Genomic DNA, 24,075 nt, shown 5'->3' on the forward strand with positions numbered 1-24,075 from the left:
CACGCCGGAGGGCAAATTTCAGCTTGCTTGCAGCGACACTCCCCGCTCTTGCTTCGCTGATTGCCTGAGAAAGTCGACAAAATAGGCCGTCCGGCTGCGCTCGACCCCCAGCGTCCAACGGTCCTTTGCGTTTCGAACCACCACCACCGGAACGCTCGCGAGGATCGTGCGCTTCGCTTGCCCGATTTGCAGACCGTCGATTTCGAGCGACACAAAGCCTCCAGACGTTAGTATCTTGTGAGCGTCTTTTCCAGCGATTTCAAGCCACGTCAGATAATCGGTGAAGGCCGAAGCGTGTACGCGCTTATCGGGGAAGGTAGCGTTAATTCGCGTGATGATCGCGAACTCTTCGGCAACCGGGCAGTGGATCAGCCACGAGCGTGGCGTCAGCCAAAGCGCGAAGATGTTTCCCTTTCCTGTCGCAACGACCGCGTCTGACGGAAGCGCCAAACCAAGCGCGCTGCCAACCGACGAGGCGACATCCTTTACGTCGAAGGCGCAATTGACGAGAACGCATCCAATATCGGAGCGCTCGGTCAGCGTGACAAATTCAGGGTCGAAGCCGTGAACGGCCGCCGCCCCGCCGAAAGCAAAGCCAAGTGCTGTATCAGGTTTGAGATTCACGCTTGCAACCTCTCATTGCTCGGGTCATAGAAGGTCGGGCTGCAAATCTTGCAGCGAACGATTTCGCCGTTGCAGTACACGGACACCGTTTCACCGTCGCGCTGGTAGCCCTGCTCGATTAGGGCGAGGCCAACTGATTTTCCGACTGATGGACTTTCACAGGCGGAAGTCACGTACCCAACCGTCGGACAAGGGACAGATTCGTGACCGTTTGCCATCACCCGGCCACCGACGCGAAGCTTGCCGTCGACTGCAGTCAGACCAACCAATTGCTCGCGCTCGTGGCTAGTCGCGAACGGAAGGATGAGTGAGCGCTTACCGATGAAGTCACCTTTTCGCTTCGAAACAATCGAAGCCATACCGACATCAAGAGGCGTTGTGCGCCCATTGGTGTCTGAGCCAAGGTGCAAGTACCCCTTTTCGAGGCGGAGGCGCAACCAAGCTTCCATACCGATCGGACGCACCCCCAATTGCTTCCCCTGATCAAGGATCACGCGCATCAGAGCCGCTGCGAAGCGCGCCTGAACCGAGATCTCATACTGTAGTTCTCCGGTGTAGCTGATTCGCGCCACGCGTGCGGCAACACCGCAAAGCTTGCCTTCGCGGAAGTCCATATGCGGAAATGCTTCGTGCGAGATGTCGAAATCCGGTTCCAGCTTACGTAACAGTTCTCGCGCCTGTGGGCCCGCGATTGCAATGGAGGCCCAGTTGGATGTGACTGGCGAAATTGCGACGCGCATGTTCGGCCATTCGGTCTGACGCCAGCGCTCGAACCACGCGGCGACTGCTTCAGCATTGCCAGAGGACGGACCCGCCAGAAAGTGGTTTTCTCCGATGCAGGTCACGACTCCGTCATCGAAGATAACGCCGTCTTCTCGCAACATGACCGAATAGCGAATGCGTCCTGGCTTTAACGTCGCAATATTCGAGACGTAGAACTTCGCCAGAAACTCCCCCGCGTCGGGTCCGGTGACTTCGATCTTGCCAAGCGACGAACCGTCGAAGACACCGACATGGTTGCGGACGGCCGACATCTCGGCAGCAACTGCATTTTCGCGATCATTGCCGTTGACGCCATACCAGTCCGCCCGCTCCCAACCGAAGTCTTCCATGAGTCCGCGGAGTTCGCGATGAACAGCATCTGCCGGCAGGTAGCGGCGGGGCTGATATCGATCGCCGGTGCGCGCATTGGCAATCGTGCTCATGCGAACCGCGGTATAAGGCGGTCGGAAGGTCGTCGTCCCAACGGCGCCAATCTCCCGGCTAGTCATGGCGGCCATGACGGCAAGACCATTCACGTTGGAGGTGCGGCCTTGGTCTGTTCCCATGCCGAGGGTCGTGTAGCGTTTGAGGTGTTCTACCGAAACGTAATTTTCACGTGCGGCGAGTTCAACATCCGACACCTTAACGTCGTTCTGCAAATCGACCCACATCTTGCTTGCCGAGCCGCAACTTGGCTTGAACACGGCAGTGACTGAGCCGAAAGTACGTGAAACGACACCCGGGACGCTCGCCCGTACGCTTACCTTCCGCTCTGCTGCGATGGCTGCCGAAGCCTTGACCGCTTCGTCTATCGAATGATCGAGATCGACGGTGCCGTTTGCTCCGCCGACGATAAACCAGTTTGGCGGCGCATCACGGCATACGAAGGTTCCGTTTTCGTAGTCGTACACTGGTTTGACGCCACGATGGGCTGCGAGGTGGATCAACGGTGTCCATCCGCCTGAAACAGCGAGCCCATCGCAACGAAGGGTGCGGCTCTTCCTTCCGACGTCGCGAATGGTGACGCTGGACAGTCGTTTGTACCCTGACGTCTTCTCAATCTGACTCTCGAAGAAACAGGGAATCGCCTGTGCCAAGGCGTCCTTGGCATGCACGGCTTGGGCCTGCTTGCGCGTGTCAATAATGGCAGCAACCTTGATGCCGGCACGCTGCGCTTCAAGGGCTGTCAGGTATGCGCTGTCATTGTTGGTGTACACCGCGAGTTCCTTCGCCGGAGCTGCCGCGAACTCTCCAATGAGGCGACGTACCGCTGACGACAGCATGATTCCAGGACGATCGTTGCCATGAAAAAGCATAGGCCGATCGACCATTCCCGTGGCCATAATGACGTGCTGCGCACTAACCTTCCAGTGACACTCGCCTCGCACGCCCCGGTCATCACCGATTGATTGGGTGAGCGTGAAGACGTTGTTCTCATACGCTCCGGTCACAGTCGTGGCGGGAAGCACTGTAAACCCTGCGCGTGCGTTCATGTCTCGCACAATCGTCGCACTCCACGCACGCGCCGATTGACCGTCAATCTTTGCCGTTTCCCAGAGGCAGGATCCGCCCAACACCGGTTGATCGTCAACCACGAACACGTTAAGACCTGCGTTAAGCAGCGCACTAGCTGCGGCAAGTCCCACCGGGCCGCCGCCGATTACCAAGACGTCGCAACAAGCATGGCGGTGTTGGACAAAATTACGATCCGCCGTCGCCTCGGGCAGGCCGAAACCAGTCGTTCGGCGGATACCTGGCTCAAAGAGCTTCCAATCAGGCCACTTGAAGGTCTTGTAATAGAAGCCGGCAACGAGGAATTTGGACGCAAGCTGGGCCACGGCGCCGAAGTCAAAATTGGTCGACGGCCAGCCGCTCACAGAGTTGGCGCGCAGTCCTTCGACCAAGCGAATCTGACCTGCGCGCAGAGCTGGGTAATAAGCGTAGCCGTCGCGGACAGCCAACATCGAGTTGGGATCTTCGAGCCCGGCGCCATAGAGGCCTCGGGGACGATGGTATTTGAAACTGCGGGCGACCAAGCTCACGCCATTAGCAATCAATGCCGAGGCGAGCGTGTCACCCGGATGCCCCTTCATGCGTACGCCATTGAAGGTAAAGCTCACCGTGCGGGAACGATCGATGACTCCGCCATCGATCAGACGGTGACTTTGAACGGTCTGGCTCATCGTGCAGGCTCCTCGACATTGCTCATTACGTATTCAAAGCCGTACGCGGCACCCACTCGGTGGCTAACAGTGTCGCGTTCGACTTTGAACCACTGACCACATCCGGCGGCGCAGCACCATTGCTCGACCAGCAACCCCTTAGGGTTGTTGCGCATGAATAGATAGTCGGTCCATTGCTCGTCGGTTACGGCGTCGGGATTGGGCGGGCGCATAACATCTGCTTCGCCCCCATACACCAACTCTTCTTCCGAACGGATCTCACCGCAGTGAGGACATCGAATAATGATCATGATTTCCTGCCGTCAATGTGCAATACCTGCAGCAGCGCCTTCATCGATGAGGCGGTTGCTGCGGAAGCGGTCCAAGCCGAATTTCTCCGCAAGGGGATGAGTGCGCCCCGTGCCGAGCGAATGGGCGAGGAGCATGCCGCCAGCGGGAATCGCCTTGAAGCCCCCAGTACCCCAACCACAGTTGATGAACATGTTGTCGACGGGTGTAGGCCCGAGAATCGGCGAGCTGTCTGGAACAATATCCACGATCCCAGCCCAATGTCGCATCAGCCGCAACTGGCCAACGATAGGAAACATTTCGACGGCAGAGGTAACCACCTTCTCGATCGTCGGGAAGTTACCTCGCTGGGCATACGAGTGGTATAGATCCAAGACGCCGCCCATCACCAGCTCGCCCTTCTGGGTCTGATTGATATACACGCCAGTCCCGGGCGAGATGACCACATGGTCAAGCAATGGCTTAACTGGTTCAGAAACCATTGCCTGTAGTGGCCGGCTGGTAACCGGAAGGGAAAATCCCGCTTGTTGTGCGATGACGCTCGAATGTCCCGCGACTGCCATACCGACGCGCTCACACGAGATTTTTCCTTGCGTTGTAATGATCTCGGTGATTTTGTCGCCTGACTTAACGAACTCTTTCACTTCACAATTCTGGATGATGTCGACACCCAGGCGGTCTGCGGCTCGCGCGTATCCCCACGCTACAGCGTCGTGCCGAATGGTCCCGCCGCGCCGCTGCAAGAACGCCCCCAAGACCGGGTGGCGTGGGTTAGCATCCAAGTTCAGATGCGGCATCATTTGTTGAACGGTCTCGCGATCGATAATTTCCCCGTCTACGTTATTGCAACGGAGCCAATTTGCCTTGTGGTATGCGGATTCCATCTGATGATGGTTATGAATGAGCGTGACCCATCCTCGCTGAGACAGCATGATGTTGAAGTTAACGTCTTTGGACATGCCCTCGTACAGCCTCAAGGCGAGGTCGTACAACGCCGCACTTTCAGGGAACATATAATCCGAGCGAACGTTGGTGGTATTACGCCCGGTGTTTCCGCCCCCGATCCAGCCCTTTTCGATGACCGCGACATTGGTGACGCCATGCTCCTTGGCAAGGTAGTATGCAGTGGCCAACCCGTGGCCCCCGCCGCCGATGATCACCACGTCGTAATGGCGTTTCGGAGCAGGAGAGCGCCATGCTGCTTGCCAGTGCTTATGGCCTGTCAGCGCTCCGGACACCAAGCTTAAGAGAGAGTAATTTTTCCAGCCCATTTGGCTTTCCCCGCAATGAACTACACGTAAAGGCAAGCCTTTACAAACCAAGAATTTGAGAACGTCAGTCGGGGCCCTCTACCACTCCACCGCTGCCATCTCCTCACGCCGAGATTGCGCGTGCTCGGCCACACGCGTCCGCTAGATCAACGTTAATCCGCTTGTACTCGACGGATGAGGTGTTCAATTTGCACCCGTACAACCCCTTCGCACTGAGACAGTCGCAATTTGATACTCTTTGCCTCGCGCTCACTGATGCCGATCAACACAATGCGTTGATGGAGCATTTCGCCGTCCCGTGTACCCTGAAGTGACTTCAACGTATGGTCATACCCCGCAAGACACGAAAGCATGCGCGAAAGAACGAGAAATTGCGCAAGGCAGAGCACATGCATGGTATGAACCATCATCGACTCCGGAAACAATCTTTCCAAAGACCTGTACGAAGATTCGGATTCCTTATCGTCAATATTCATGACTCTTCCTGCGGGTTCCTTAAGCTAGTTAAAGCACGTCTCTTTCTCGCTAACTCGCTTGCGAGATTGCTTGCTTACTGCGTTCTACAGCGTCCCAGTCGATTTCAAAACCGAGACCTGGCGCTTTGAGGACAGGCAAACTCCCATTGTTCGGAGTCAGATCTGGCGAAGCGACGATGTCCCATTCCAGGAACCGGGTCATATGCTGATTTGCGTCATCCAGGTTCGGAATGGTTGCAGCAATCTGATTAGAGGCTGCGGTTGTGATTCCTGTCTCGTAAAGGCCGTGAATGCAGACGTTGATTCCTGCGGCCTCGGCGATATGGGCGATCTTCGACATTCGGGTCAACCCGCCAGTCTCATGAAGTCCGACAACAATCATGTCCGCAGCCTGCTGCCGGCAAACGTCGAAAGCGTCGAAGGGTGTGAACACCGACTGGTCCGCGGAGATCGGGATCGGGCTGGTTCGTTGCACTTGCGCAAGGACAGAAACGCTTTCGCAGTGAGTCGGCTGCTCGATGACCTCCACGCCAAGAGGCAGGAGTTCGCGCGCCATTTTCGACAAGCGGATGGGCGTCCAATGCTCATTGGGATCGACGCGCATGCGGATATTAGGCCCAACCGCGTTGCGAACGGCCCGTGCCGTTTCCAGGTCTAGTGCGTCGCCCAGACCTACCTTGAAGTAAATGACGTCAAAACCCTTGTCGACCAGGCTAACTGCGTCCTTTACGACCTCCTGCGTGGATTCGCCTTGTGCAAAGCCGAAGTACCGAATCTCATCTCGCACGGCGCCACCGAGAAGAGCATGTACCGGTTGACCGGTTGCCTTGCCCATGACGTCCCACAGAGCCATTTCGAGCCCCGCGAAAACCTGTCCGGAAAAGCGGGGTGAACTGCAGGTGCCGAGTCCCTGGAAGAGGCGTTGATACGCCTCAGCCATGAGACGAGCATTTCCAAATGGATTTCGTCCAATACATAGTTTCGCCGCCTCTTGAATATAGGCAGCGATCGCCGTAGGCGAAGGCGACGCAATCGATTCTCCGTAGCCGACGATACCCTCGTCGGTATGTACTTCGACAAGGATGACGCTCGCACCGCGGATGACACCGTGCGCCCAATAGTAAGGGCGGGTGTATGGAATGAGCAACGGCGTGGTCTTGATGTCAACGATTTTCATGCTTTCTCCGCTCAGCGGGGCGCGAGCAGTTGAGGGTAGTTTCCAAGCGACATATCTGTCTTAGCTGTTAGCTGTGCACGACATGCGGTCCTGTGGCCACACGCGCGACGCGTTGAACGCGTTCTCACAGGAAATCTCCACGTACAGGACCAACGGCGCGCGGGGAAAGACATCCCGTAACCCCAACCGCGAAACTTCTTTGCGGCAAGTTCTAGGACGAATGCTAACCAATCGACCGCACGGACGTATTGAACGGAACGGACGACCCATTGTAGTTTTCCGACATAGAGTGTTTTCCCTATGTGCGATGCGATTGCCGTCTCCGCGTTAGGTGCTGAAAGGGTTTTGCAGTATTGTGCGCTTTCCATAGTATTGTGCGCTTTCCACTCATGCGCACGGTTGAAGGGCCCGGGCGACATCTGCGTTTCGGCGTCCAGAACTATGTCCTCTGCGTGCGATGAGCAGCACCCCCACCCGCCCTTGGGATACTGCCGCGAGCGACCAGTTGCCACGCGGCAGCCGCGCATGTCCTGCAATCGGTGTCCTATTCAGAGGCCAAGTGGCGCTGCTTGTTTGACCTCAGTGAAAACACGTAGCAACCAAAATCTTCAACAATTGGTCTGCTACCTTCAATACTGGCTCAATTCAGGCCCGGTAGTATCGCTCTCACCATACAGCTAACAACTGCTGCAGATTGCGGTTTGTCTGGAAGACGAGTTTCTGCTGTGAATTGATTTCGCATCTTCACTTGCGAGGTATGCGCACGATCGCTTCAAGGCTGCGAGTCCTACCCTGGCGCCCGCGACCGGTTCTCCCTTGGCGCGAGGGTTTTGACGTTTTACAAGAACGTCAAACGTGCGACGGGCTCGCAGACAATCCGGGGGAAACTTGTTGATTTTCGTCGAGCCGGTTCCGGCCGTCGCATGCTTTGCTGTCGCCTAAGCTCGCGTCCCATACATCGAATAGACGGCTCGTCGCTCCGTCACGAGCGCCGCGGTTGGACGGTGTTTCTGTTGATCACTCATTTTTCGGAACGATATGGACATCTTCATCCAGCAGATCCTCAACGGACTGGTGCTTGGCAGCGTCTACGCCATCATCGCACTGGGCTACACGATGGTGTACGGCATCCTGGGCATCATCAACTTTGCGCACGGCGACGTGCTGATGGTGGGCGCGATGGTCGCACTGTCGGCCATTGGGGTGTTGCAGAACCATTTTCCAGGGCTGGGCAACGTGCCGACGCTCTGTATCGCGCTGGCCATCGCGGCGGTTGTCTGTGCCGCCGTCGGCTATACGATCGAGCGGCTCGCGTATCGTCCATTGCGTAAGGCGCCGCGACTCGCACCGCTGATTACGGCAATCGGCGTGTCGATCCTGCTGCAGACCCTTGCGATGATGATCTGGTCGCGTAACCCGCTGCCGTTTCCGCAGTTGCTGCCGACCGATCCGCTAAACGTGATTAAGGCCACCGACACGACGCCGGGCGCCGTCATTTCGATGACCGAGATCGTGATCATCGTGGTCGCATTCCTCGTGATGGCAGGCCTACTGCTGCTCGTGCACAAGACGAAGCTCGGCCGCGCGATGCGCGCGATCGCTGAGAACCCGGGCGTCGCGTCGCTGATGGGCGTGAACCCGAACTTCGTGATCTCGGCGACGTTCATGATCGGCTCGGCACTCGCTGCGCTGGCGGGTGTGATGATCGCGTCGGAATACGGTAACGCACACTTCTACATGGGCTTCATCCCTGGCCTGAAGGCGTTCACCGCGGCGGTACTCGGTGGGATCGGCAATCTTGGCGGCGCGATGGTTGGTGGCGTCGTTCTCGGTCTAATCGAGCAGTTGGGCGCTGGGTACATCGGCAGCCTCACGGGTGGCGTGTTCGGCAGTAACTATCAGGACGTTTTCGCATTCATCGTGCTGATCATCGTACTGGTGTTCCGTCCATCGGGTTTGCTGGGCGAACGTGTTGCGGATCGCGCCTGAAGTGGCGCTGTTGACAACTGGCAAGCTTGCGGAGCATGCATGCTGCGCGGCTCGTCCAAAGATGAAATGAATCGCATAGATATTGGAGACATGCCATGACCTCGGTCCCGCGAATTGAGCCGTCCACAACGCTCATCCCTGAACGGAGTCTGAAGAAGACACTCACAGTGGGCATCATCACCGCCGTGTTTGTGATCGTCGCACCCATAGTCATCGGCGCTACGGGCGGTAACTACTGGGTTCGCGTGCTGGACTTCGCGATGCTGTATGTGATGCTCTCACTAGGTCTAAACGTGGTGGTCGGCTTCGCCGGCCTGCTCGACCTGGGCTACATCGCGTTCTACGCGGTAGGCGCGTACACGGCAGCCTTGCTGTCGTCGCCGCACCTGTCGTCGCAGTTCGAATGGATCGCGGCGCTCGCGCCGACCGGGCTTCATTTCCCGTTTTTCATCATCGTGCCGATCGCGATGGCGCTCGCGGCGACCTTCGGCGTGCTACTCGGCGCACCGACGCTTCGTTTGCGCGGCGACTATCTCGCGATCGTGACCCTTGGCTTTGGGGAAATCGTCCGGATTTTCATGAACAATCTTGATCGTCCGGTCAACATCACTAACGGCCCTAAGGGCATCACGGGCATCGCTCCCGTTCATGTCGGGGAGTTCAGCCTCGCTCAGACGCACGAGTTTCTGGGCTTCAAGTTCCCTTCGGTGTATCTGTATTACTACTTGTTCGTGCTGTGCGCTTTGTTCGTGATCTGGGTCTGTACGCGTCTGCAGCATTCGCGTATCGGCCGCGCATGGGCCGCCATCCGCGAGGACGAAATCGCCGCAAAGGCAATGGGCATCAACACACGCGACATTAAGCTGCTGGCCTTCGCGATGGGCGCGTCGTTCGGCGGCCTGTCCGGCGCGATGTTCGGCGCGTTCCAGGGCTTCGTGTCCCCGGAATCATTCACGCTGCCTGAATCGATCGTCTTACTGGCCTGTGTGGTGCTGGGCGGCATGGGTCACATCCCGGGTGTCATTCTCGGCGCGGTACTGCTCGCCGTGTTGCCCGAATTCCTGCGCTCGACGATGGGTCCGCTGCAGCACATGATCTTCGGTCATGAAGTCGTCGATACGGAAGTGATCCGACAACTGGTGTACGCGCTCGCTATGGTGCTGATCATGCTGTACCGCTCGGAAGGTCTGTGGCCTTCTCCAAAGCACGAAGACAAAATCGCGAAGATCGCGAAACGTAGCGGCAAAAAGCCGGTGCGTGCCTAACGACCCGGATTGGAGAATACACGTGAGCGACAAGAAAATTCGTCTGTCCGTGCAGAGCGTGAACAAACGCTTCGGCGGTCTTCAAGCATTGTCGGATGTTGGCCTTAAGATCGAAGAAGGAACGATTTACGGTCTGATCGGGCCGAACGGCGCAGGCAAGACCACATTCTTTAACGTGATCACCGGCCTGTACACCCCAGACTCAGGCGAGTTCAAGCTCGATGGCACGAACTACACGCCGACAGCCGTCTATCAAGTAGCGAAAGCTGGCATCGCGCGGACGTTCCAGAACATTCGACTGTTCGGCGGCATGACCGCGCTGGAGAACGTGATGGTCGGCCGTCACGTTCGTACAAAGCATGGCTTATTGGGCGCGGTGTTCCAGACACCCGCCGAGCGTCGCGAAGAACGCGAGATTAAGGAGCGCGCGCTCGAACTGCTTGAATACGTCGGCGTCTTACAGTATGCGGATTACACGTCGCGCAACCTGTCGTATGGCCATCAGCGCCGTTTGGAAATTGCCCGCGCATTGGCGACCGACCCGAAGCTGCTCGCGCTCGACGAACCGGCAGCCGGCATGAACGCAACGGAAAAGGTCGAACTGACGAGGCTGCTCGATAAGATCCGCGCGGACGGCAAGACCATTCTGCTGATCGAGCACGACGTGAAACTGGTGATGGGCCTGTGCAACCGGATGACAGTGCTCGACTATGGCAAGGTGATCGCCGAAGGTCTGCCGCAGGACGTGCAAAAGGACCCGAAAGTGATCGAGGCTTATCTGGGTGCGGGGGTCCACTGATGGCTACGGCAATGTTAAAAATCAAGGGCCTTCAGGTCAACTACGGCGGCATTCAGGCGGTGAAAGGCGTTGACCTCGAGATTGCACATGGCGAACTGGTCACACTGATCGGCGCGAACGGCGCTGGCAAGACCACGACGATGAAGGCGATCACGGGTCTGAAGCCTTACTCGGCAGGCGACATCGAGTACATGGGTCAGTCGATCAAAGGCGTGCCCCCGCATGAGCTTCTGAGGCGCGGTCTCGCGATGGTGCCTGAAGGACGTGGCATCTTCGCACGTATGTCGATCGTCGAGAACATGCAGATGGGTGCGTATCTGCGGAGCGATATTGACGGCGTTAAGAATGACGTCGAGAGGATGTTCGGTTTCTTCCCGCGCTTGAAGGAACGCGCGACGCAGCTGGCCGGTACGCTGTCGGGCGGTGAACAACAGATGCTGGCGATGGCACGTGCAGTTATCTCAAAGCCGAAGCTGCTGCTGCTTGATGAGCCGTCAATGGGACTGTCGCCGATCATGGTCGAGAAGATTTTCGAAGTAGTCCGGGAGATCTCGAAGGAAGGGATCACGGTGATGCTCGTCGAACAGAATGCTCGACTTGCCTTGCAGGCTGCTGACCGGGGCTATGTGATGGATTCAGGCGCGGTGACCATGTCTGGCGACGCGAAGCAAATGCTCGATGATCCAAAAGTCAAAGCGGCATATCTGGGTGAATGACTCGTTGGCTTCATAACGGCCAATTTCCGTAGGCTGACATAAGTCGGGCTCTCGTATGCTGGCTCGACATGGTTATGTCACCGCTGACGGGGCACCAGCGAAGAAGGTCTGTAAAGAACCAGCGTCGTGCGCCGCTCTCAAGGCGCGATGAGGGATGTCTTCGGGCCAAATGTGAGCTAGTATTGAACAAAACGGACAATCCAATGAATCTTTCAGCCTGACCTGCCCCTATTTTTTGGCGATCAGGTTGGGCGATTTCTTGGTGTCGTCCGGGTTCGTGCAACCGACACCAGGCATCCGTTCATGAAGCGAGACCAGTTACTGATCGCAGCAGATAACCAAGAAGTGAAACCCCCTGCGTTGACTGGCATCGAGCCAGACATCCGAGCGGCCTTTATTCTTTGCCCGAAGTTTACGCTCTTGCCGTTTGCTGCGTTTATCGACAGTCTTCGCCATGCAGCGGACGAAGCAGACCACAGCCGCCAGATTTATTGCACCTGGAAGACTCTGGCTGCAGATCCTCAAAAGCCGATCCAAGCAAGCTGTGGATCACAGATTCTTCCCGACGGAAAACTGGGCGACTTCGATAGCTTGAACTTCATCGTCGTGGCAGGAGGGCTGCTGCCGGATTGTCTTGAACTTGATCAGGTGTCTCGGGACTATATCCGCCGAGCCTACGAGGCGGGCATCAGTATTGTCGGACTCTGTACTGGCAGCTTTATCCTAGCGGACCTCGGGTTGCTCGCCGGGCGACGCTGCGCAGTACACCATGAGCATCAGGCGGCGTTTCGACGACTTTTTCCAGACGTAGAATCGGTATCCGATGAGATGTATGTTAGTGACCGTGGCGTCATGACGTGCCTAGGCGGGACATCGGCTCTCGATCTAGCTTTTCACGTAATCGGTGAGCGATGTGGGAAGGCTCGGGCGGTAAAGGGGTTTACTTCACTTCTCATCGAGCATCAACGATCGGCGTCACGCTTTCCGCACCGCCCATATGGTCAATTGGCCACATGCGGGAATCGCAAAGTAGAGACCGCGGTCGAAATCATGGAGCGGCATATCGCGGCTCCAATCTCGATCAGCGATCTCGCCGAAAAAGTCGGATGCAGCGAACGTGAGTTGAGTCGTCTCTTTACGAAATATGGAAGCGACACTCCCGCGGATACGTGGCGAAATATCAGGCTTGCACATGGTCATTGGCTTTTGCTCAACTCCGATCGAGGCATTGCGCAGATTTCAAACGAGTGCGGCTTTGCGGACGCTGCTCACTTTAGTCGGTGGTTCAAAAAAGCGTATAAAGAAACGCCCGACGCATTTCGGCGCCGCCGGCGAATCGTGAGATAGCACGTTCGTCAGTCGGATCACCAATCTTTTGGCAGGGATACGTCGCTGACGTGCTCGTCGCCTGCGGTGACCGCGGCGGAACAGCGATGGACTGCGCCACAGGAGATCAACGGTCAACGGACGTGAGGGCTGTGGCGGCGTCCGCACCTGCAGGCCGGCAAAATGATGATGCCGTGAAGGGTCTGACGGGCTTAAATATGACTTCAGCGGCAAATCAGCAAAGGTAATCCCCGAGGGCGGTTTCAAGCCGAGGTGCAACAGGGGGGTAATGTTTAGCGCCTTGAGGCCGCCCGCCGTAGGGTTGGTCGCGGCCCCGCCAAGCGCTCAGCCGCGTGGCGAATTGCGCCGCCAGTTGATTGCCTGCCTGCGCCACGGCCACAACACCCGCATGTCGCGCACGCGCGGCACAGACCGACGCGGGCAGATTCCCGACATGGTGAGTATTCACGTACGCCCGCCCGAAATCGAGGACCGCCTGCTGCCTGGCCACTGGGAAGGCGACTTTATAAAAGGCGCTGGGAACCAATCCTCCGTTGGCGTGCTGGTTGAGCGCACCAGCCGGCTGGTGCTGCTTGCCAAGATGGACGATGCTACCGCCGCCTCGGCTCTGACGGGCTTCTCGGCCAAACTCAACTCGATTCCTGAACCCCTGCGCCAGAGCTTCACTTATGACCAGGGCAAGGAACTTACGTGCCATCAGGAACTCGCCGCGGCCACCGGCGTGGGGGTGTACTTCTGTGACCCCCATAGCCCCTGGCAACGCGGCACATGTGAAAACACCAACGGCTTGCTGAGACAATACTTGCCCAAAGGAACCGACCTCTCGGTCTACACACAGGACGAACTCGATGCTATCGCCGACAGCCTGAACAACCGGCCGCGCGCAACCCACGCGTTCCATTCGCCATTCGAGGTCTTCGCCGCCACGCTCGCCTCAGCAAGCCAACCCTTTGCACGCAAGGCGTTCGCTGGCGGATTGTGCTCACGTTGCTGGACTGGAAGTGGTCACCTCAGCAGATATCGGACACACTTAGGCGGATGTCTCCGACCGACCCCGCCCAGCACGTATCGCATGAAACCATTTACACGGCTATCTAACAGCGCTTGAGCTGGCACTGATGCGTAGCCAGCAGGAGAGCTGTTGCGCGTCAGTTCACGGCTCACGGTGGAGGGCGAGCGCCCGAGCATTAGGGCCATGGCCCGAATGCTCACGTCCTGCAATCGTAGCCTTGCGATGGCGAGGCGTTCTTCAGGTTGAAGGTGCTGGTATGAAGTAGTTGTGTCGGGCAATGCAACACCTTATACGAGATAAGTGTTGCACCTCGCTTTTGAGGCCGCCGTTCAGAACGCCCGGAGTACCTGTCCAACCAATAGTGGGAAACTGCGCTGTTCGCTGCAAGGGTAACGGAGACCCTCAAATTTGCTACGCCGATTTCTTCGACCGCATCGGCCAGATAATTGAAAGCCGAACTTACTTTATTTTGGAGCTGTTTCCCGCGAGGAGTGAGCACAACACGTCCGTTAGGACCCTGGAATAACTTGAAGCCAAGCCCCTCCTCAAGCATTCTGATTTGCTTGCTCACCGCCGCCTGAGTGACGTGCAATTCGGTAGCGGCGCGCGTGAAGTTCGAAGTTCGAGCAGCCGCTTCAAACACGAGAAGACTTGGCAACGGAGGAAGTCGGTGTCGTAAGCTTTTCATGCCAATGGGACGCGAAAACGGTCGCTCAGATTGTGACGCGCCGTACTCTGAAGAGCGGTGCCGGACCGAATTGCATCGTTCGTAAAACAACGCTTTCCAAAGACACCGTGTCGCCACGTGCTGCCGCCCGCTTCAGCGGTTCATTTGAGAAGGACCGTCATACTTACACTTTCACGACGTCGTCATCAGCATCCGGTGGTCAGCTTAACTTCGTCAGCCGCGAGCGCATCGAGCGCACGAGACGCTCGCGGATACCACCTAGTTACCCGTCATTGTCTTTACGGGCTGCCATTTATTGTCTTTCACCTGGTAAAGCGTCGATATCGGATTTTTCTGGTCACCGTTCGAATCAAACGCGATTTTTCCAGTAATCCCGGTGAACTCTGTTTGTCTGATAGCTGGCCCAAATGTGGCCGGCTTCGTCGAGCCCATCTTCTTCATCGTTTCGATAGCAAGCCACGTTGCATCGTAAGCAAAGGGTGAATACGTGAGGTTCTCAGTACCATACTTCTTCTTGTATTTGTCAGCGAATTCCTTTCCTCGCGGAAGTTCACTGAGTGGGCGGCCGTATTCCCAGGCAAGCGCGCCTTCTCCAGACGACCCAGCAGTTTGGGTGAACACGGAGTCCGCAACGGCTCCTCCTCCAAGAAACTGCGCCTTCATCCCGAGCTGCTTCATTTGCTTCATCACCAACCCCGCTTGACTGTCCAAGCCGCCGAAGTAGACGAGGTCAGCGTTCTCGGCCTTTATCCGAGTGAGTTGAGCACGGAAGTCGACCGCTTTGTCGTTTGTGTATTCCTGCCCGACAATATTGCCGCCGGCCGCTTTGACTGCCTTGACGAATTCCTCGGCTTCGCCCTGCCCAAAGGCCGTTCGATCATCCAATACCGCGATACGTGCTGCCTTGCTCACAGTAACTGCATACTTGCCGGCAATCCCAGCGTTCTGTGCGTCCGTCGGAATCATTCGATAAACCGTCTTCAATCCGCGTTGTGTGATGCTCGGATTGGTAGCCGAGGCCAACAACATGGGAATACCAGCGGCCGCATACACCTGCGATGTGGGCAACACGACTCCAGAGTTCAGAGGACCGATGACGACGGCTGTCCCGTCATCCACAAGCTTTTGCGCAACCTGCATCCCCACGCGTGGATCGCCCTGATCGTCAACGGAATTGATTACAAACTCCACTGGCTCGCCACCGATACTGATGTGTTGTGAGTTCGCCTCGTCGATCGCCATACGCACGCCGTTCTCGGTGTCCTTTCCGAGGGAGGCACCACCGCCCGTTAGTGGTGCGGACACTCCAATCTTTACCACTTGTGCTGCGTTGGCATTCAAAGGGTTGACCATTGATGCTGCCACCGCACCAATGGCTAGTACACCTACGTATATTTTTTCCTTCAACATACCGATCTCCTAACACGCCAAGAATGTGAGGTGAAACGCCCTCAGAGAACTGCTATCAAATACCACCCGACCCGTCCTCCTGGACGCATATTCCGTTCAGTGAGCTAACACGAGTTCGCTTCATGAGCTTAAAGACATAAGCCTTTATCGCATGTGACTGAGGTCGCGTCCGGGCCCAACAGCAACTGTGATTGATAGTATCCAGTCGAAAACGTGTTGGATTGAAGGGGGCGGACATTCTGTTGAACGTTTCGGCTTCCCCGGGTATCTACCTAGGATTTGGCGGAGAAACGGAAAGACGGTGTGAAAGTTTGAGGACTTCTCTGTACTTGTCAATCCCTTCTGGGCGTCTGCCTGTTTGGCGGCGGGCCTCGCGACACTGACTAAAGCAGCCATCGATGGAACGTGCGAACTGAGGAGGACAGTGGTCTGGATCTGGAATGGACCAAGTAACAAATCGAGCAGTGTCGAATGGGAAGCCACCTATTTTTCTCTGCTCCGGGCCCAATAGCTTGGTTCTACTTTGCGTTGTGTCAGGAACGCGATCAATCTCTCTATGCATAAACCATGCAAATAACCCCGCTCCCAAGGCGGCGAAAAAGGTCTGGCAGATCGGCTCTGCAAGAACCCGAGAGAACGGGACTAGGCGTTGTCTTTCGCTGCGGCAGTTTAGGTGGATAAGCCAGTGCTTGCACGATCGACCATGCGCCAAGATTCTACGGCCTGCGGTTTTCGCCGGAGGCCCAATAGGAGCGGCAAAGTCATAAGGGGATGAGCCCCATGATCGCATCCGCATGTTAGCCTGCGCGGCGCGATCCGACGAAGAGCGCCGACCCACAGGGCAAGCGTCATCGCAGCATTGCTGCCTCAAAACTGGCGCCCTTTTATATCTGTCGACTCGCTCATTGCCCGGTAAGAGGGGCTCGCCGGCCGCTTACTATCAGGCCGCGGGGCATCGATTACTGGCTGGTGCCTGCCCCGCTATTGGCTTTTTTCTGAGCATCCTGGATATTTTGCGGATAATCGATATCGTTGCTCGTACCAGGGTTATAACCAGCGTCTTCAAGTTTCTTCAACTCTGCGTTTCTCTTCGCGCGCGCTTGTTTTCGAGCCGCCTTCTTTTGTGCCTTCGTGGTGGACGCTGCTTTTGTCGTATCCGTACCGGTCAAACCGTTGTTTTGAGCGTTCGCATGGGACGCTCCGAAAGCGCCCAGAACGGTCACAACCAATAACACAGCGATGTTTTTGACGCTTGCTTGCATGTCGACTCCTCTAGTAGTTGCGGTGACGTCTTCCAATCCTGCGATGCGATGGTGAGCGTAACACTTTACGTGCTGTACAAAAATTACCCGCGGGGGCCGCCTCTCCGATACCGAACGCATACATAGCGTCAAAGTCGCGGGCGACGATCGCTTAAATCTCCTCAGGAAACGCAAGTAATAAGTCCCGCGTCCGCACGTATTTGCCCAAAACTATCGCGGAACTCCCGTTCTGAAGAGTGTTCGGGCTTTTTGGATACAACGTGCGGACTAAAAACGGTGAAACATGCCGGCCGTGACTGCCACCTGTCTTTTGGTCGTTGACGCGCCAGCAGGGCTCGCATATTCGATGTTCGCATGCTGCGCGTCACCGGCGGCGAGCTGGAAGATTCCGACGAGATACAAAGTCGTCCTTTTGGACAAAGAGTAATTGTTGAACAGCGAGATCTGGTGATACTTCGGTGCGAACTCGGTTGGCTGAACTTTGCCCATGGTGTAGATATAGTCGAGTGCGACCTGGTAAGCCGGCGTAACGTATTTGCTCACATTGGCTTCAATGTTGGTGAAGCCAGCGCGTGCCGTCGCGAGGCCAAGTTGGCTCACACCAAGGTTGTCAAAACGACTATGCGTGACGACCATTGCGACAGTTGTCGTACCGAGCACGTAGGATCCGCCGCCTCCATAAAGTTCCATATTCGTTGGCGTAAGCGCGTACGCAAACGTCGGCGACTGCGCGGTGATCGACGGGAACAGCGCCGTATTCCAGATGCCCTCGGGCGCCGCCAATGACGGATGGTTCATGCGCATGTACGCAGCTGAGAGACTCAGCGGACCATTGGCGTAGTTCAGCCCGAAGCTTAAGGCACTCTGATTGCCGAAGCTGCCGGCCACACCACCGAAGCTGTACATCAGGCCCGCCTGCAGCCCACTATAATTCGGCGACAAATACTTCACCGCGTTACTCGTGCGGAACTGGAAGTTGAAATTGTTGTTATCGCCGATAGACGCCGCATAGCCGTTCCACTTCAGTGCCGCGGAATATTGGGCGAGCCAGTTTTGCGTGAGGTCGTACTGACGGCCGAATGTGACCACGCCGAGCGTATCGCTTTGCAAGCCGACAAACGCCTGACGACCGAATTCACGACCGCCTTGGGACATTGAGCCGGTATTCGGGTTGAAACCGCCTTCGAGTGTGAAGAGCGTACGCAGGCCGCCTCCCAGATCTTCCACGCCTTTGAGGCCCCATCTGCTTGGACCGGTCGCCGTCGACACCGACGGTCCTTTCAAGGAATTATTTGCGTAGATCAGGCCTCCCATCACGAGGCCATACAGCGTGACGCTGCTCGACGGCGACGACTGGGCATATGCCGCCGGAGAGGCGATAGCCGATGTCAACAACATTGCAGAGCAAACTCGTTTCATGGGGTCTTCCCCGTCAAATCGATCGCAAACGTGGTTGAAGAAAAGGTCGAAGCAAAAGATCAACGTAGGGCTTTATGGAAGCCCGGCATACAGCGGCTTTTTTCGGTCACACCTGGATCACGCTTCCGAGTGCGACACCGCCCTTGGGACACAGAAAACTTCGTTTCCACTGCTTTCAACCTTCTTCAATAGCCACGGCACAGATCAACACGGCCTGTGGGGACTCGCGCGTCTTCGATAGCCCTGATCTTTTCTGCTACCTGCCTGACGCTTTCGCCCGGCATCGTTTGAGCCGAGATATGCGGTGTAATCGTGATACGGTGCTCGTCCCAGAACGGATGCGAAGCGGGCAACGGCTCTTCACGGAATACGTCGAGCATCGCGCCCGCAACTTGACCGGTGTGGATCGCGTCGAGTAGATCGTTTTCGACCAGATGAACACCGCGCGCCAGATTGACGATATAAGCGCCCCTACCCAGGAGAGAAAAGGTTCCCTTTCCTAGAACATTGCGTGTATCCGCTGTATTCGGAAGGAGGTTTATCAAGACATGAACACCATGCAGGAACGACTCGAATTGCTCCGTACCGCTAAAGCTGAGCACGCCGTCAATAGATTTATGTGAGCGGCTGTACCCTCGAACCTCCATGCCAAGAAGCGCCAACCGGCTTGCTACTGCGGCGCCCAAGCTTCCAAGGCCCATTACGCCAACGACCACATCGCTCGCAACTCGCGGGGAAAGCGGCTGCCATAGGCGTTCTCTACGCTGGAATTCGTATTCATCGAAACTCCGAAAGTGCCGCAAGGTTGCATAGGTGGCGTATTCGACCATCTGTATGGCCATCCCTGCATCTTCAAGCCGATAGATCGGCACGCCTTCCGGAATCGCGCCAGGGTGGCTGCAGTGGAGATCCAACATGGCATCGACACCCGCGCCCATGTTGACAATCGCCTTCAGGTGGACGCGTCCGGTCAGTACCTCGGGAGCCGGCTTCCACACCAACGCGTAATCTGCCGGCAAATCGTCCCCGTCCGCCCAGCTGCGAATCTCCGCATCCGGCAATGCGCCACGTAATAACGGTAGCCAGAGGTCAGGGTCTTTCCCGGTCATCGCGACTAGAATTTTCATGATCGGTCAGACGCCGAAGAGCTGAGTCAAGTCCGACATCGCTTTGAACTCGATCGCATTCCCAAATGGGTCTAAAAAAAACATCGTCGCCTGCTCGCCGGCCTGTCCACGAAAACGGACCTGCGGCTTGACAATGAATTGAATCGCGGCCGCTTGAACCTGTTCGGCCAAAGCACTCCATTCGTTTAACGTCAGAACGACACCGAAACGAGGAATAGGAACTGCCTCGACATCTACGTCGCTTTTGTTCAATGGCCGGGGAGCATCGCTGAGATGCGCCACGATCTGATGACCGAACAGATTGAAGTCAATCCAGTGGTCGGTACTTCGTCCTTCATGGCACCCCAGTACTTCGCCATAAAACTTACGAGCGATGTCCAGATTGTAGACAGGAAATGCCAGATGAAATGGGCGCAATGTGTTCGTCATCCTTGCAATACCTATTAATTCGAGGGATTTCGCGGCTTTCTTCGTGATTTTTCGATAAAAGCGAGCAGATCAGGTCGAAACTTGTTGGCGCCACTTTCCGAGATCTATCGTCAAGTCGGACAGAACGTCTTCGGGAACCTCTGCGCCCGCGTTGACGAAAGCCTTGCCTGCGCGCATATCGCGCGCCGCACCGACAGCACTCACCCCTATCACCACGCCATTGCTTAAGTGAAATATCGCGAACGAGCCAGTGTCGGGATTACCGCGCACGACGTTCCGATCCCCAGCGGAGACGCCGAACGATTGAACGCTGAAATCGTACTGATCCGACCAATAGCCGCTAATCTCGGCGTAGTCGGGTCCACCCACGACCATTGCCCGCCCCACGTGTTCACCATGCGCGGACGCATGCGCCCAATTTTCTTGGCGGTCCATCCGTTCAAGCAACGAGTTGTAGTGAAATGTTACTTCGCCTGCCGCATAGATATGGTCATCGTCAGTCCGACCCTGACCATCTACATGAATACCCGCCGCACTAACGGTAAGACCGGCTGCTTCAGCGAGTCCAATGTTCGGGACTACGCCCACGCCGACGACTATCGCGTCCGCAAATACCGCGCTGCCGTCCGAAAGTGTGACCCGATACCCATTGGCATGTTTTTCAACACCGAGGATCGTGGTCTGTGTCCGGATATCAACTTGGTGCTTCATGTGTCGATCGACGATAAAATCGCACATTGTCTCGCACGTAGCGCGAGCCATGGGCCTGGCCGAAGCCTCGAGCACCGTGACCGCGATACCGAGATCCCTGGCAACGGCCGCGACTTCCAGACCAATGACGCCCGCGCCAATGATCAACAGCCGGCTGATCTTTGGGAGAGCATCGCGCAGTGCAATCGCGTCGGAAAGTCTTCGCAGATAAAACACCATCGACATACCAGTCGGCAAGATCGGCAATGCTCGCAATGATGAGCCGGTTGCGATAAGCAGCTTTTCATAATGCACGATTGTGCCGTCCGAAAAACGTACGCGACGAGTGTCGCGTTCGATCCGCTCAGCGGCACGGCCCAACATCATTTCAATGCGATTTCGGGCATAGAAATCTGAATCCCGTAACTGCAGGCGCTGGAGTGCATCGGGCTCGCGCAAAACCTCTTTCGACAGAGGTGGCCGATCGTAAGGACTTTCTGGTTCGTCACTTGCCAAGATCACGCGCCCCTCAAATCCCGCCTGACGTATACCATCGGCGGCACTCACCCCGGACAAGCCTGCGCCAACGATTAAAATCGCCTCGTTTCGATTCTCGAAGTTCATCAACGTTTCCCCCATGCGCCCTCGAGCATGCTCGCTCGGTCATGACGATCACCCATGCAAACACTGCACAATGTGCACTGTATACATAACAAAAGCTTCCATCACGTTGTGGATTAATGCCGAAGGGAATGACCTTCGATCGTCGTCAACGCGGTGCAAAGCACTACCACGATCCCTTCACATCGCGTTCGCTATGAAATTTAAACAACGGCAAACTGCTCTATCGATTTCTAGCCGATTCCCGCAGCGTAATGCGACGCGCGTCAAGCAACAACCGAAATTTACAACCCGTATGCAACAGAAAAACTCACGCATCGCAAAGCGCGCGTTGAACGCGTCTCCACCAATCTGCTGCGTACGCTTGCAAGGCTGATCCCATTAAACCGATGACCGGGCCCTCGCGCTGCCCGGCCACGTGCCAAGACATCGTGCCGGCCTGCGTGAAGACGTGATGGGCGTGAGTCCTGCGCTTCACGTGACGTCGAATGGCACGGAGCGCTCAAGCGGCACGTTCCGCCTTGCCGCGACGGCATTTTTGTACCGACCTCCTGATTCGGGAGCATCGAGCGCGCCCTTCACGGGATTCCCGTTGGTGTCTCCGAGTGGACACTCACAGGCATCTGCCAAGTTGCGTGCGGTCAGGAGCAGACTTTATATGTCGGGAGCCGACGACCGAGCAACAATTTGGATCTCAGAGCGCGTTTCCCGTTGCGCCGCGGAAACTGACAACGTTTTCTCGTCCTCGATACGCTCGACTACCGCGCTAGCAGCATGCGCATGAAAGACAGATCTGCCAGCCAATGTGAGCTTTAGCGCATCACTCCGCGTCGCGACGACCGCCTCGACGATGCTGTAGTCGCGGCGGCCCACGTACAAATTCGCCGCGATGCACTCGGCACTTCTGTGCGTCGTGCTCTGGGGAATCGATCGTTCGCTATTCGCATGCGCTCTGCACGTGTTCCTCCGCTGTTGAAGGCGATCTGATCTCCGTTGGCCGCAGAACGAGCCGAAGTCGACTGCCCTCGCGGCACCGGATGTTCAATTGATCTTTGCTTCCAGCGTCCAGGCAGATTGTTCAACCTGCATAGCTGGTAGTTCAGGCTCGGGTGGGAAGATACGCCACGACCCATCTCTGTGGCGAAAAAAGAACATTGCCCTTGAGCCCGCCCCACTTTCTGCAACGACACGAACGTAGCGCCCGCGCCCAGATCGTCGAAAGTGACTGACTCTAAACCCTCTCGTTGGATCTGGTGCCAGCCAATTCTGAACCATGCTTCTCAGTGATTTTCCTCCATTTGCCATAGCCTTCTCCATCATGCTAAAACGTCGCGGTGAGCGATCGTACGGATTTAGAAGATGTGATTAGTACACCTTTTCATCTCCTTCGAACGCGAACCCAGCGGCCTCCCAAGCGCGCGATTGAAGGAGTCGGCGTCAGGTGTGGGTGGCAGTGGCCCCGGCGAAGCAGCAGTCGACACGACTGGCACGAATGCGGACGGTGTGCAGGCGATGTAAATCGCCACTCTCTTTCCGTTAATTGCTCGTGGTGGAATGGTCCTTGCCTGCTAATCTCTACTCCGACAATAAAACTCTCAGACGAAACGCCGACCGGTTTGTATCTTCCGTCTCTACTCTCACCCTTGAAATGACAGATAGACTCCGCCGGCAAGGCTTCTACCCTCCTGACTGCTGTATTTGCTGAACCGTCCCTCTTTCCAACCATGCGCCGACAAGCAAATTAAACGACTCGGCATCTTCAAAATAGGCAGAATGCCCACAACCGCTCAACCTGATAAGTTCCGCGCCAACAACACAATCGCATGCGGCTGCAATGAGTTCCTCGGGAAATAAAACATCTTCGGAGCCCGACACGAATGCGATTCTCACGCCGGTTTTAACGAGTTCTTGAGGCGAATGCGATGCCTGGTGCCCCGTAATGTTCTTGGCGTTATATCGATTGAAGCTCGCCAACTGCAGATACAACATCGTCGATTCTGGTTCGCGTTCCACGTATGCCCGACCGAGCACTCGCTCAACCTGCGACAGCTTCGCTGTCTCGCGACGTAGCATGCTCAGGCTCGATGCGAGAGGCTCCGGCAACGCTAAGCCGACCAGTGAATCTGCAATCACCAGCGATTCGACGCGTTGCGGGAATCGGCAGGTAAAATCGATTGCAGTCCCAGCACCCATTGATTGAGCCACAATTGAGACACGAGGAAGTCTCAGCTCGTTCATAACGAGGAGGAGATCGTCTGTAAATGCTGCACGACCCATCAGCTCACCGTCTGTCGAATTTCCGAAGCCGCGTGCATCAACGAGAATCAACTGGAAGCGATTGCGCCACGCAACGACCTGTTTGAACCAACTGGCATGATTCCCGCCCACGCCGTGCAGCAAAACAATAGGTGGGCCTTCGCCATGAACTTCATAATACTGGCGGCTAATGCCGCGTTCTATATAAGGCAAACCTAGTCCCTCTCAGACGTTCTCATTGGTAGAACGAGGTGCGCACCCGCA

At 56.5% G+C, this 24,075-nt stretch carries 19 protein-coding genes and 2 pseudogenes; 6 read left to right on the forward strand and 15 right to left on the reverse strand.

Going from position 1 to position 24,075, the window contains the following annotated elements; all coding sequences use genetic code 11:
- Positions 1 to 18: 18 nt before the first annotated feature.
- The 6 genes from AWB74_RS28820 to AWB74_RS28845 form a co-directional block, all read right to left on the reverse strand.
- Positions 19 to 624: a sarcosine oxidase subunit gamma gene (locus tag AWB74_RS28820; protein WP_061150055.1), complete on the reverse strand. Its 606-nt coding sequence runs from the start codon at positions 622 to 624 to the stop codon at positions 19 to 21.
- A complete protein-coding gene (locus AWB74_RS28825) occupies positions 621 to 3,569 on the reverse strand; it encodes a 2Fe-2S iron-sulfur cluster-binding protein (RefSeq protein WP_061150056.1) in 2,949 nt (982 codons plus the stop codon). The genes AWB74_RS28820 and AWB74_RS28825 overlap by 4 nt, the downstream gene beginning before the upstream one ends.
- Positions 3,566 to 3,859 (reverse strand): sarcosine oxidase subunit delta, encoded by a 294-nt coding sequence (locus AWB74_RS28830; RefSeq protein ID WP_061150057.1) that lies wholly within the window; start codon positions 3,857 to 3,859, stop codon positions 3,566 to 3,568. The genes AWB74_RS28825 and AWB74_RS28830 overlap by 4 nt, the downstream gene beginning before the upstream one ends.
- A 12-nt stretch (positions 3,860 to 3,871) precedes the next feature.
- Positions 3,872 to 5,128 (reverse strand): sarcosine oxidase subunit beta family protein, encoded by a 1,257-nt coding sequence (locus AWB74_RS28835; RefSeq protein ID WP_061150058.1) that lies wholly within the window; start codon positions 5,126 to 5,128, stop codon positions 3,872 to 3,874.
- A gap of 152 nt (positions 5,129 to 5,280) precedes the next feature.
- On the reverse strand, positions 5,281 to 5,604 hold the full coding sequence (locus AWB74_RS28840) for a hypothetical protein (protein WP_061150059.1): 324 nt from the start codon (positions 5,602 to 5,604) through the stop codon (positions 5,281 to 5,283).
- Positions 5,605 to 5,653: 49 nt separating this feature from the next.
- A complete protein-coding gene (locus AWB74_RS28845; protein ID WP_061150060.1) occupies positions 5,654 to 6,781 on the reverse strand; it encodes a mandelate racemase/muconate lactonizing enzyme family protein in 1,128 nt (375 codons plus the stop codon).
- Positions 6,782 to 7,819: 1,038 nt separating this feature from the next.
- On the opposite strand from AWB74_RS28845, the gene AWB74_RS28850 reads away from it, so the two are divergent.
- From AWB74_RS28850 to AWB74_RS28875, 6 genes and pseudogenes are all read left to right on the forward strand, one after another.
- Entirely contained in the window at positions 7,820 to 8,770 is a 951-nt protein-coding gene (locus tag AWB74_RS28850) for a branched-chain amino acid ABC transporter permease (RefSeq protein WP_061150061.1), read from the forward strand.
- Positions 8,771 to 8,865: 95 nt separating this feature from the next.
- Positions 8,866 to 10,035, forward strand: coding sequence for an ABC transporter permease subunit (locus AWB74_RS28855; protein ID WP_061150062.1), 1,170 nt, complete (start codon positions 8,866 to 8,868; stop codon positions 10,033 to 10,035).
- A gap of 22 nt (positions 10,036 to 10,057) precedes the next feature.
- Entirely contained in the window at positions 10,058 to 10,834 is a 777-nt protein-coding gene (locus tag AWB74_RS28860; protein ID WP_061150063.1) for an ABC transporter ATP-binding protein, read from the forward strand.
- Positions 10,834 to 11,550 carry an ABC transporter ATP-binding protein gene (locus tag AWB74_RS28865; RefSeq protein WP_061150064.1) on the forward strand — a complete coding sequence of 239 codons (717 nt, stop codon included), beginning with the start codon at positions 10,834 to 10,836 and terminating at the stop codon, positions 11,548 to 11,550. Before AWB74_RS28860 ends, AWB74_RS28865 begins: the two co-directional genes overlap by 1 nt.
- Before the next feature lie 303 nt (positions 11,551 to 11,853).
- Complete coding sequence (locus AWB74_RS28870) at positions 11,854 to 12,897, forward strand: GlxA family transcriptional regulator (protein ID WP_061150065.1); 1,044 nt, start codon at positions 11,854 to 11,856, stop codon at positions 12,895 to 12,897.
- Positions 12,898 to 13,219: 322 nt separating this feature from the next.
- Positions 13,220 to 13,837: pseudogene (locus AWB74_RS28875) on the forward strand (IS30 family transposase); the annotation flags it as partial.
- A gap of 146 nt (positions 13,838 to 13,983) precedes the next feature.
- Here the strand turns inward: AWB74_RS28875 and AWB74_RS49045 are convergent.
- The 9 genes and pseudogenes from AWB74_RS49045 to AWB74_RS28930 form a co-directional block, all read right to left on the reverse strand.
- Positions 13,984 to 14,187, reverse strand: a pseudogene (locus AWB74_RS49045) (helix-turn-helix domain-containing protein); the annotation flags it as partial.
- Positions 14,106 to 14,552 (reverse strand): LysR family transcriptional regulator, encoded by a 447-nt coding sequence (locus tag AWB74_RS48435; protein WP_407642476.1) that lies wholly within the window; start codon positions 14,550 to 14,552, stop codon positions 14,106 to 14,108. The gene AWB74_RS48435 and the pseudogene AWB74_RS49045, both read right to left, overlap by 82 nt.
- A 303-nt stretch (positions 14,553 to 14,855) precedes the next feature.
- Positions 14,856 to 15,950 carry a branched-chain amino acid ABC transporter substrate-binding protein gene (locus AWB74_RS28890; RefSeq protein ID WP_235024713.1) on the reverse strand — a complete coding sequence of 365 codons (1,095 nt, stop codon included), beginning with the start codon at positions 15,948 to 15,950 and terminating at the stop codon, positions 14,856 to 14,858.
- Between the two features lie 1,016 nt (positions 15,951 to 16,966).
- Positions 16,967 to 17,269 carry a DUF4148 domain-containing protein gene (locus AWB74_RS28895; RefSeq protein ID WP_061150111.1) on the reverse strand — a complete coding sequence of 101 codons (303 nt, stop codon included), beginning with the start codon at positions 17,267 to 17,269 and terminating at the stop codon, positions 16,967 to 16,969.
- 267 nt (positions 17,270 to 17,536) lie between these two features.
- On the reverse strand, positions 17,537 to 18,667 hold the full coding sequence (locus AWB74_RS28900; protein WP_235024711.1) for a porin: 1,131 nt from the start codon (positions 18,665 to 18,667) through the stop codon (positions 17,537 to 17,539).
- Positions 18,668 to 18,873: 206 nt separating this feature from the next.
- On the reverse strand, positions 18,874 to 19,815 hold the full coding sequence (locus AWB74_RS28905; protein WP_061150068.1) for a 2-hydroxyacid dehydrogenase: 942 nt from the start codon (positions 19,813 to 19,815) through the stop codon (positions 18,874 to 18,876).
- Positions 19,816 to 19,821: 6 nt separating this feature from the next.
- Positions 19,822 to 20,244 carry a VOC family protein gene (locus AWB74_RS28910; protein WP_061150069.1) on the reverse strand — a complete coding sequence of 141 codons (423 nt, stop codon included), beginning with the start codon at positions 20,242 to 20,244 and terminating at the stop codon, positions 19,822 to 19,824.
- Positions 20,245 to 20,313: 69 nt separating this feature from the next.
- The gene (locus AWB74_RS28915; RefSeq protein ID WP_160110321.1) at positions 20,314 to 21,558 is read right to left on the reverse strand and encodes an NAD(P)/FAD-dependent oxidoreductase; all 1,245 of its coding nucleotides are present in this window, start codon (positions 21,556 to 21,558) and stop codon (positions 20,314 to 20,316) included.
- Between the two features lie 1,674 nt (positions 21,559 to 23,232).
- A complete protein-coding gene (locus tag AWB74_RS28930; RefSeq protein ID WP_087039244.1) occupies positions 23,233 to 24,024 on the reverse strand; it encodes an alpha/beta fold hydrolase in 792 nt (263 codons plus the stop codon).
- Between the last annotated feature and the right edge of the window lie 51 nt (positions 24,025 to 24,075).

Source organism: Caballeronia arvi, from assembly GCF_001544695.2.
Lineage (GTDB): Bacteria > Pseudomonadota > Gammaproteobacteria > Burkholderiales > Burkholderiaceae > Caballeronia > Caballeronia arvi.

Excerpts from the sequence above, each read along its gene's own strand:
- AWB74_RS28825 (WP_061150056.1), bottom strand. The coding sequence starts at position 3,569 with ATGAGCCAGACCGTTCAAAGTCACCGTCTGATCGATGGCGGAGTCATC.
- AWB74_RS28830 (WP_061150057.1), bottom strand. The coding sequence starts at position 3,859 with ATGATCATTATTCGATGTCCTCACTGCGGTGAGATCCGTTCGGAAGAA.
- AWB74_RS28835 (WP_061150058.1), bottom strand. The coding sequence starts at position 5,128 with ATGGGCTGGAAAAATTACTCTCTCTTAAGCTTGGTGTCCGGAGCGCTG.
- AWB74_RS28840 (WP_061150059.1), bottom strand. The coding sequence starts at position 5,604 with ATGAATATTGACGATAAGGAATCCGAATCTTCGTACAGGTCTTTGGAA.
- AWB74_RS28845 (WP_061150060.1), bottom strand. The coding sequence starts at position 6,781 with ATGAAAATCGTTGACATCAAGACCACGCCGTTGCTCATTCCATACACC.
- AWB74_RS28850 (WP_061150061.1), top strand. The coding sequence starts at position 7,820 with ATGGACATCTTCATCCAGCAGATCCTCAACGGACTGGTGCTTGGCAGC.
- AWB74_RS28855 (WP_061150062.1), top strand. The coding sequence starts at position 8,866 with ATGACCTCGGTCCCGCGAATTGAGCCGTCCACAACGCTCATCCCTGAA.
- AWB74_RS28865 (WP_061150064.1), top strand. The coding sequence starts at position 10,834 with ATGGCTACGGCAATGTTAAAAATCAAGGGCCTTCAGGTCAACTACGGC.
- AWB74_RS28870 (WP_061150065.1), top strand. The coding sequence starts at position 11,854 with ATGAAGCGAGACCAGTTACTGATCGCAGCAGATAACCAAGAAGTGAAA.
- AWB74_RS28890 (WP_235024713.1), bottom strand. The coding sequence starts at position 15,950 with ATGGTCAACCCTTTGAATGCCAACGCAGCACAAGTGGTAAAGATTGGA.
- AWB74_RS28895 (WP_061150111.1), bottom strand. The coding sequence starts at position 17,269 with ATGCAAGCAAGCGTCAAAAACATCGCTGTGTTATTGGTTGTGACCGTT.
- AWB74_RS28900 (WP_235024711.1), bottom strand. The coding sequence starts at position 18,667 with ATGTTGTTGACATCGGCTATCGCCTCTCCGGCGGCATATGCCCAGTCG.
- AWB74_RS28905 (WP_061150068.1), bottom strand. The coding sequence starts at position 19,815 with ATGAAAATTCTAGTCGCGATGACCGGGAAAGACCCTGACCTCTGGCTA.
- AWB74_RS28910 (WP_061150069.1), bottom strand. The coding sequence starts at position 20,244 with ATGACGAACACATTGCGCCCATTTCATCTGGCATTTCCTGTCTACAAT.
- AWB74_RS28915 (WP_160110321.1), bottom strand. The coding sequence starts at position 21,558 with ATGAACTTCGAGAATCGAAACGAGGCGATTTTAATCGTTGGCGCAGGC.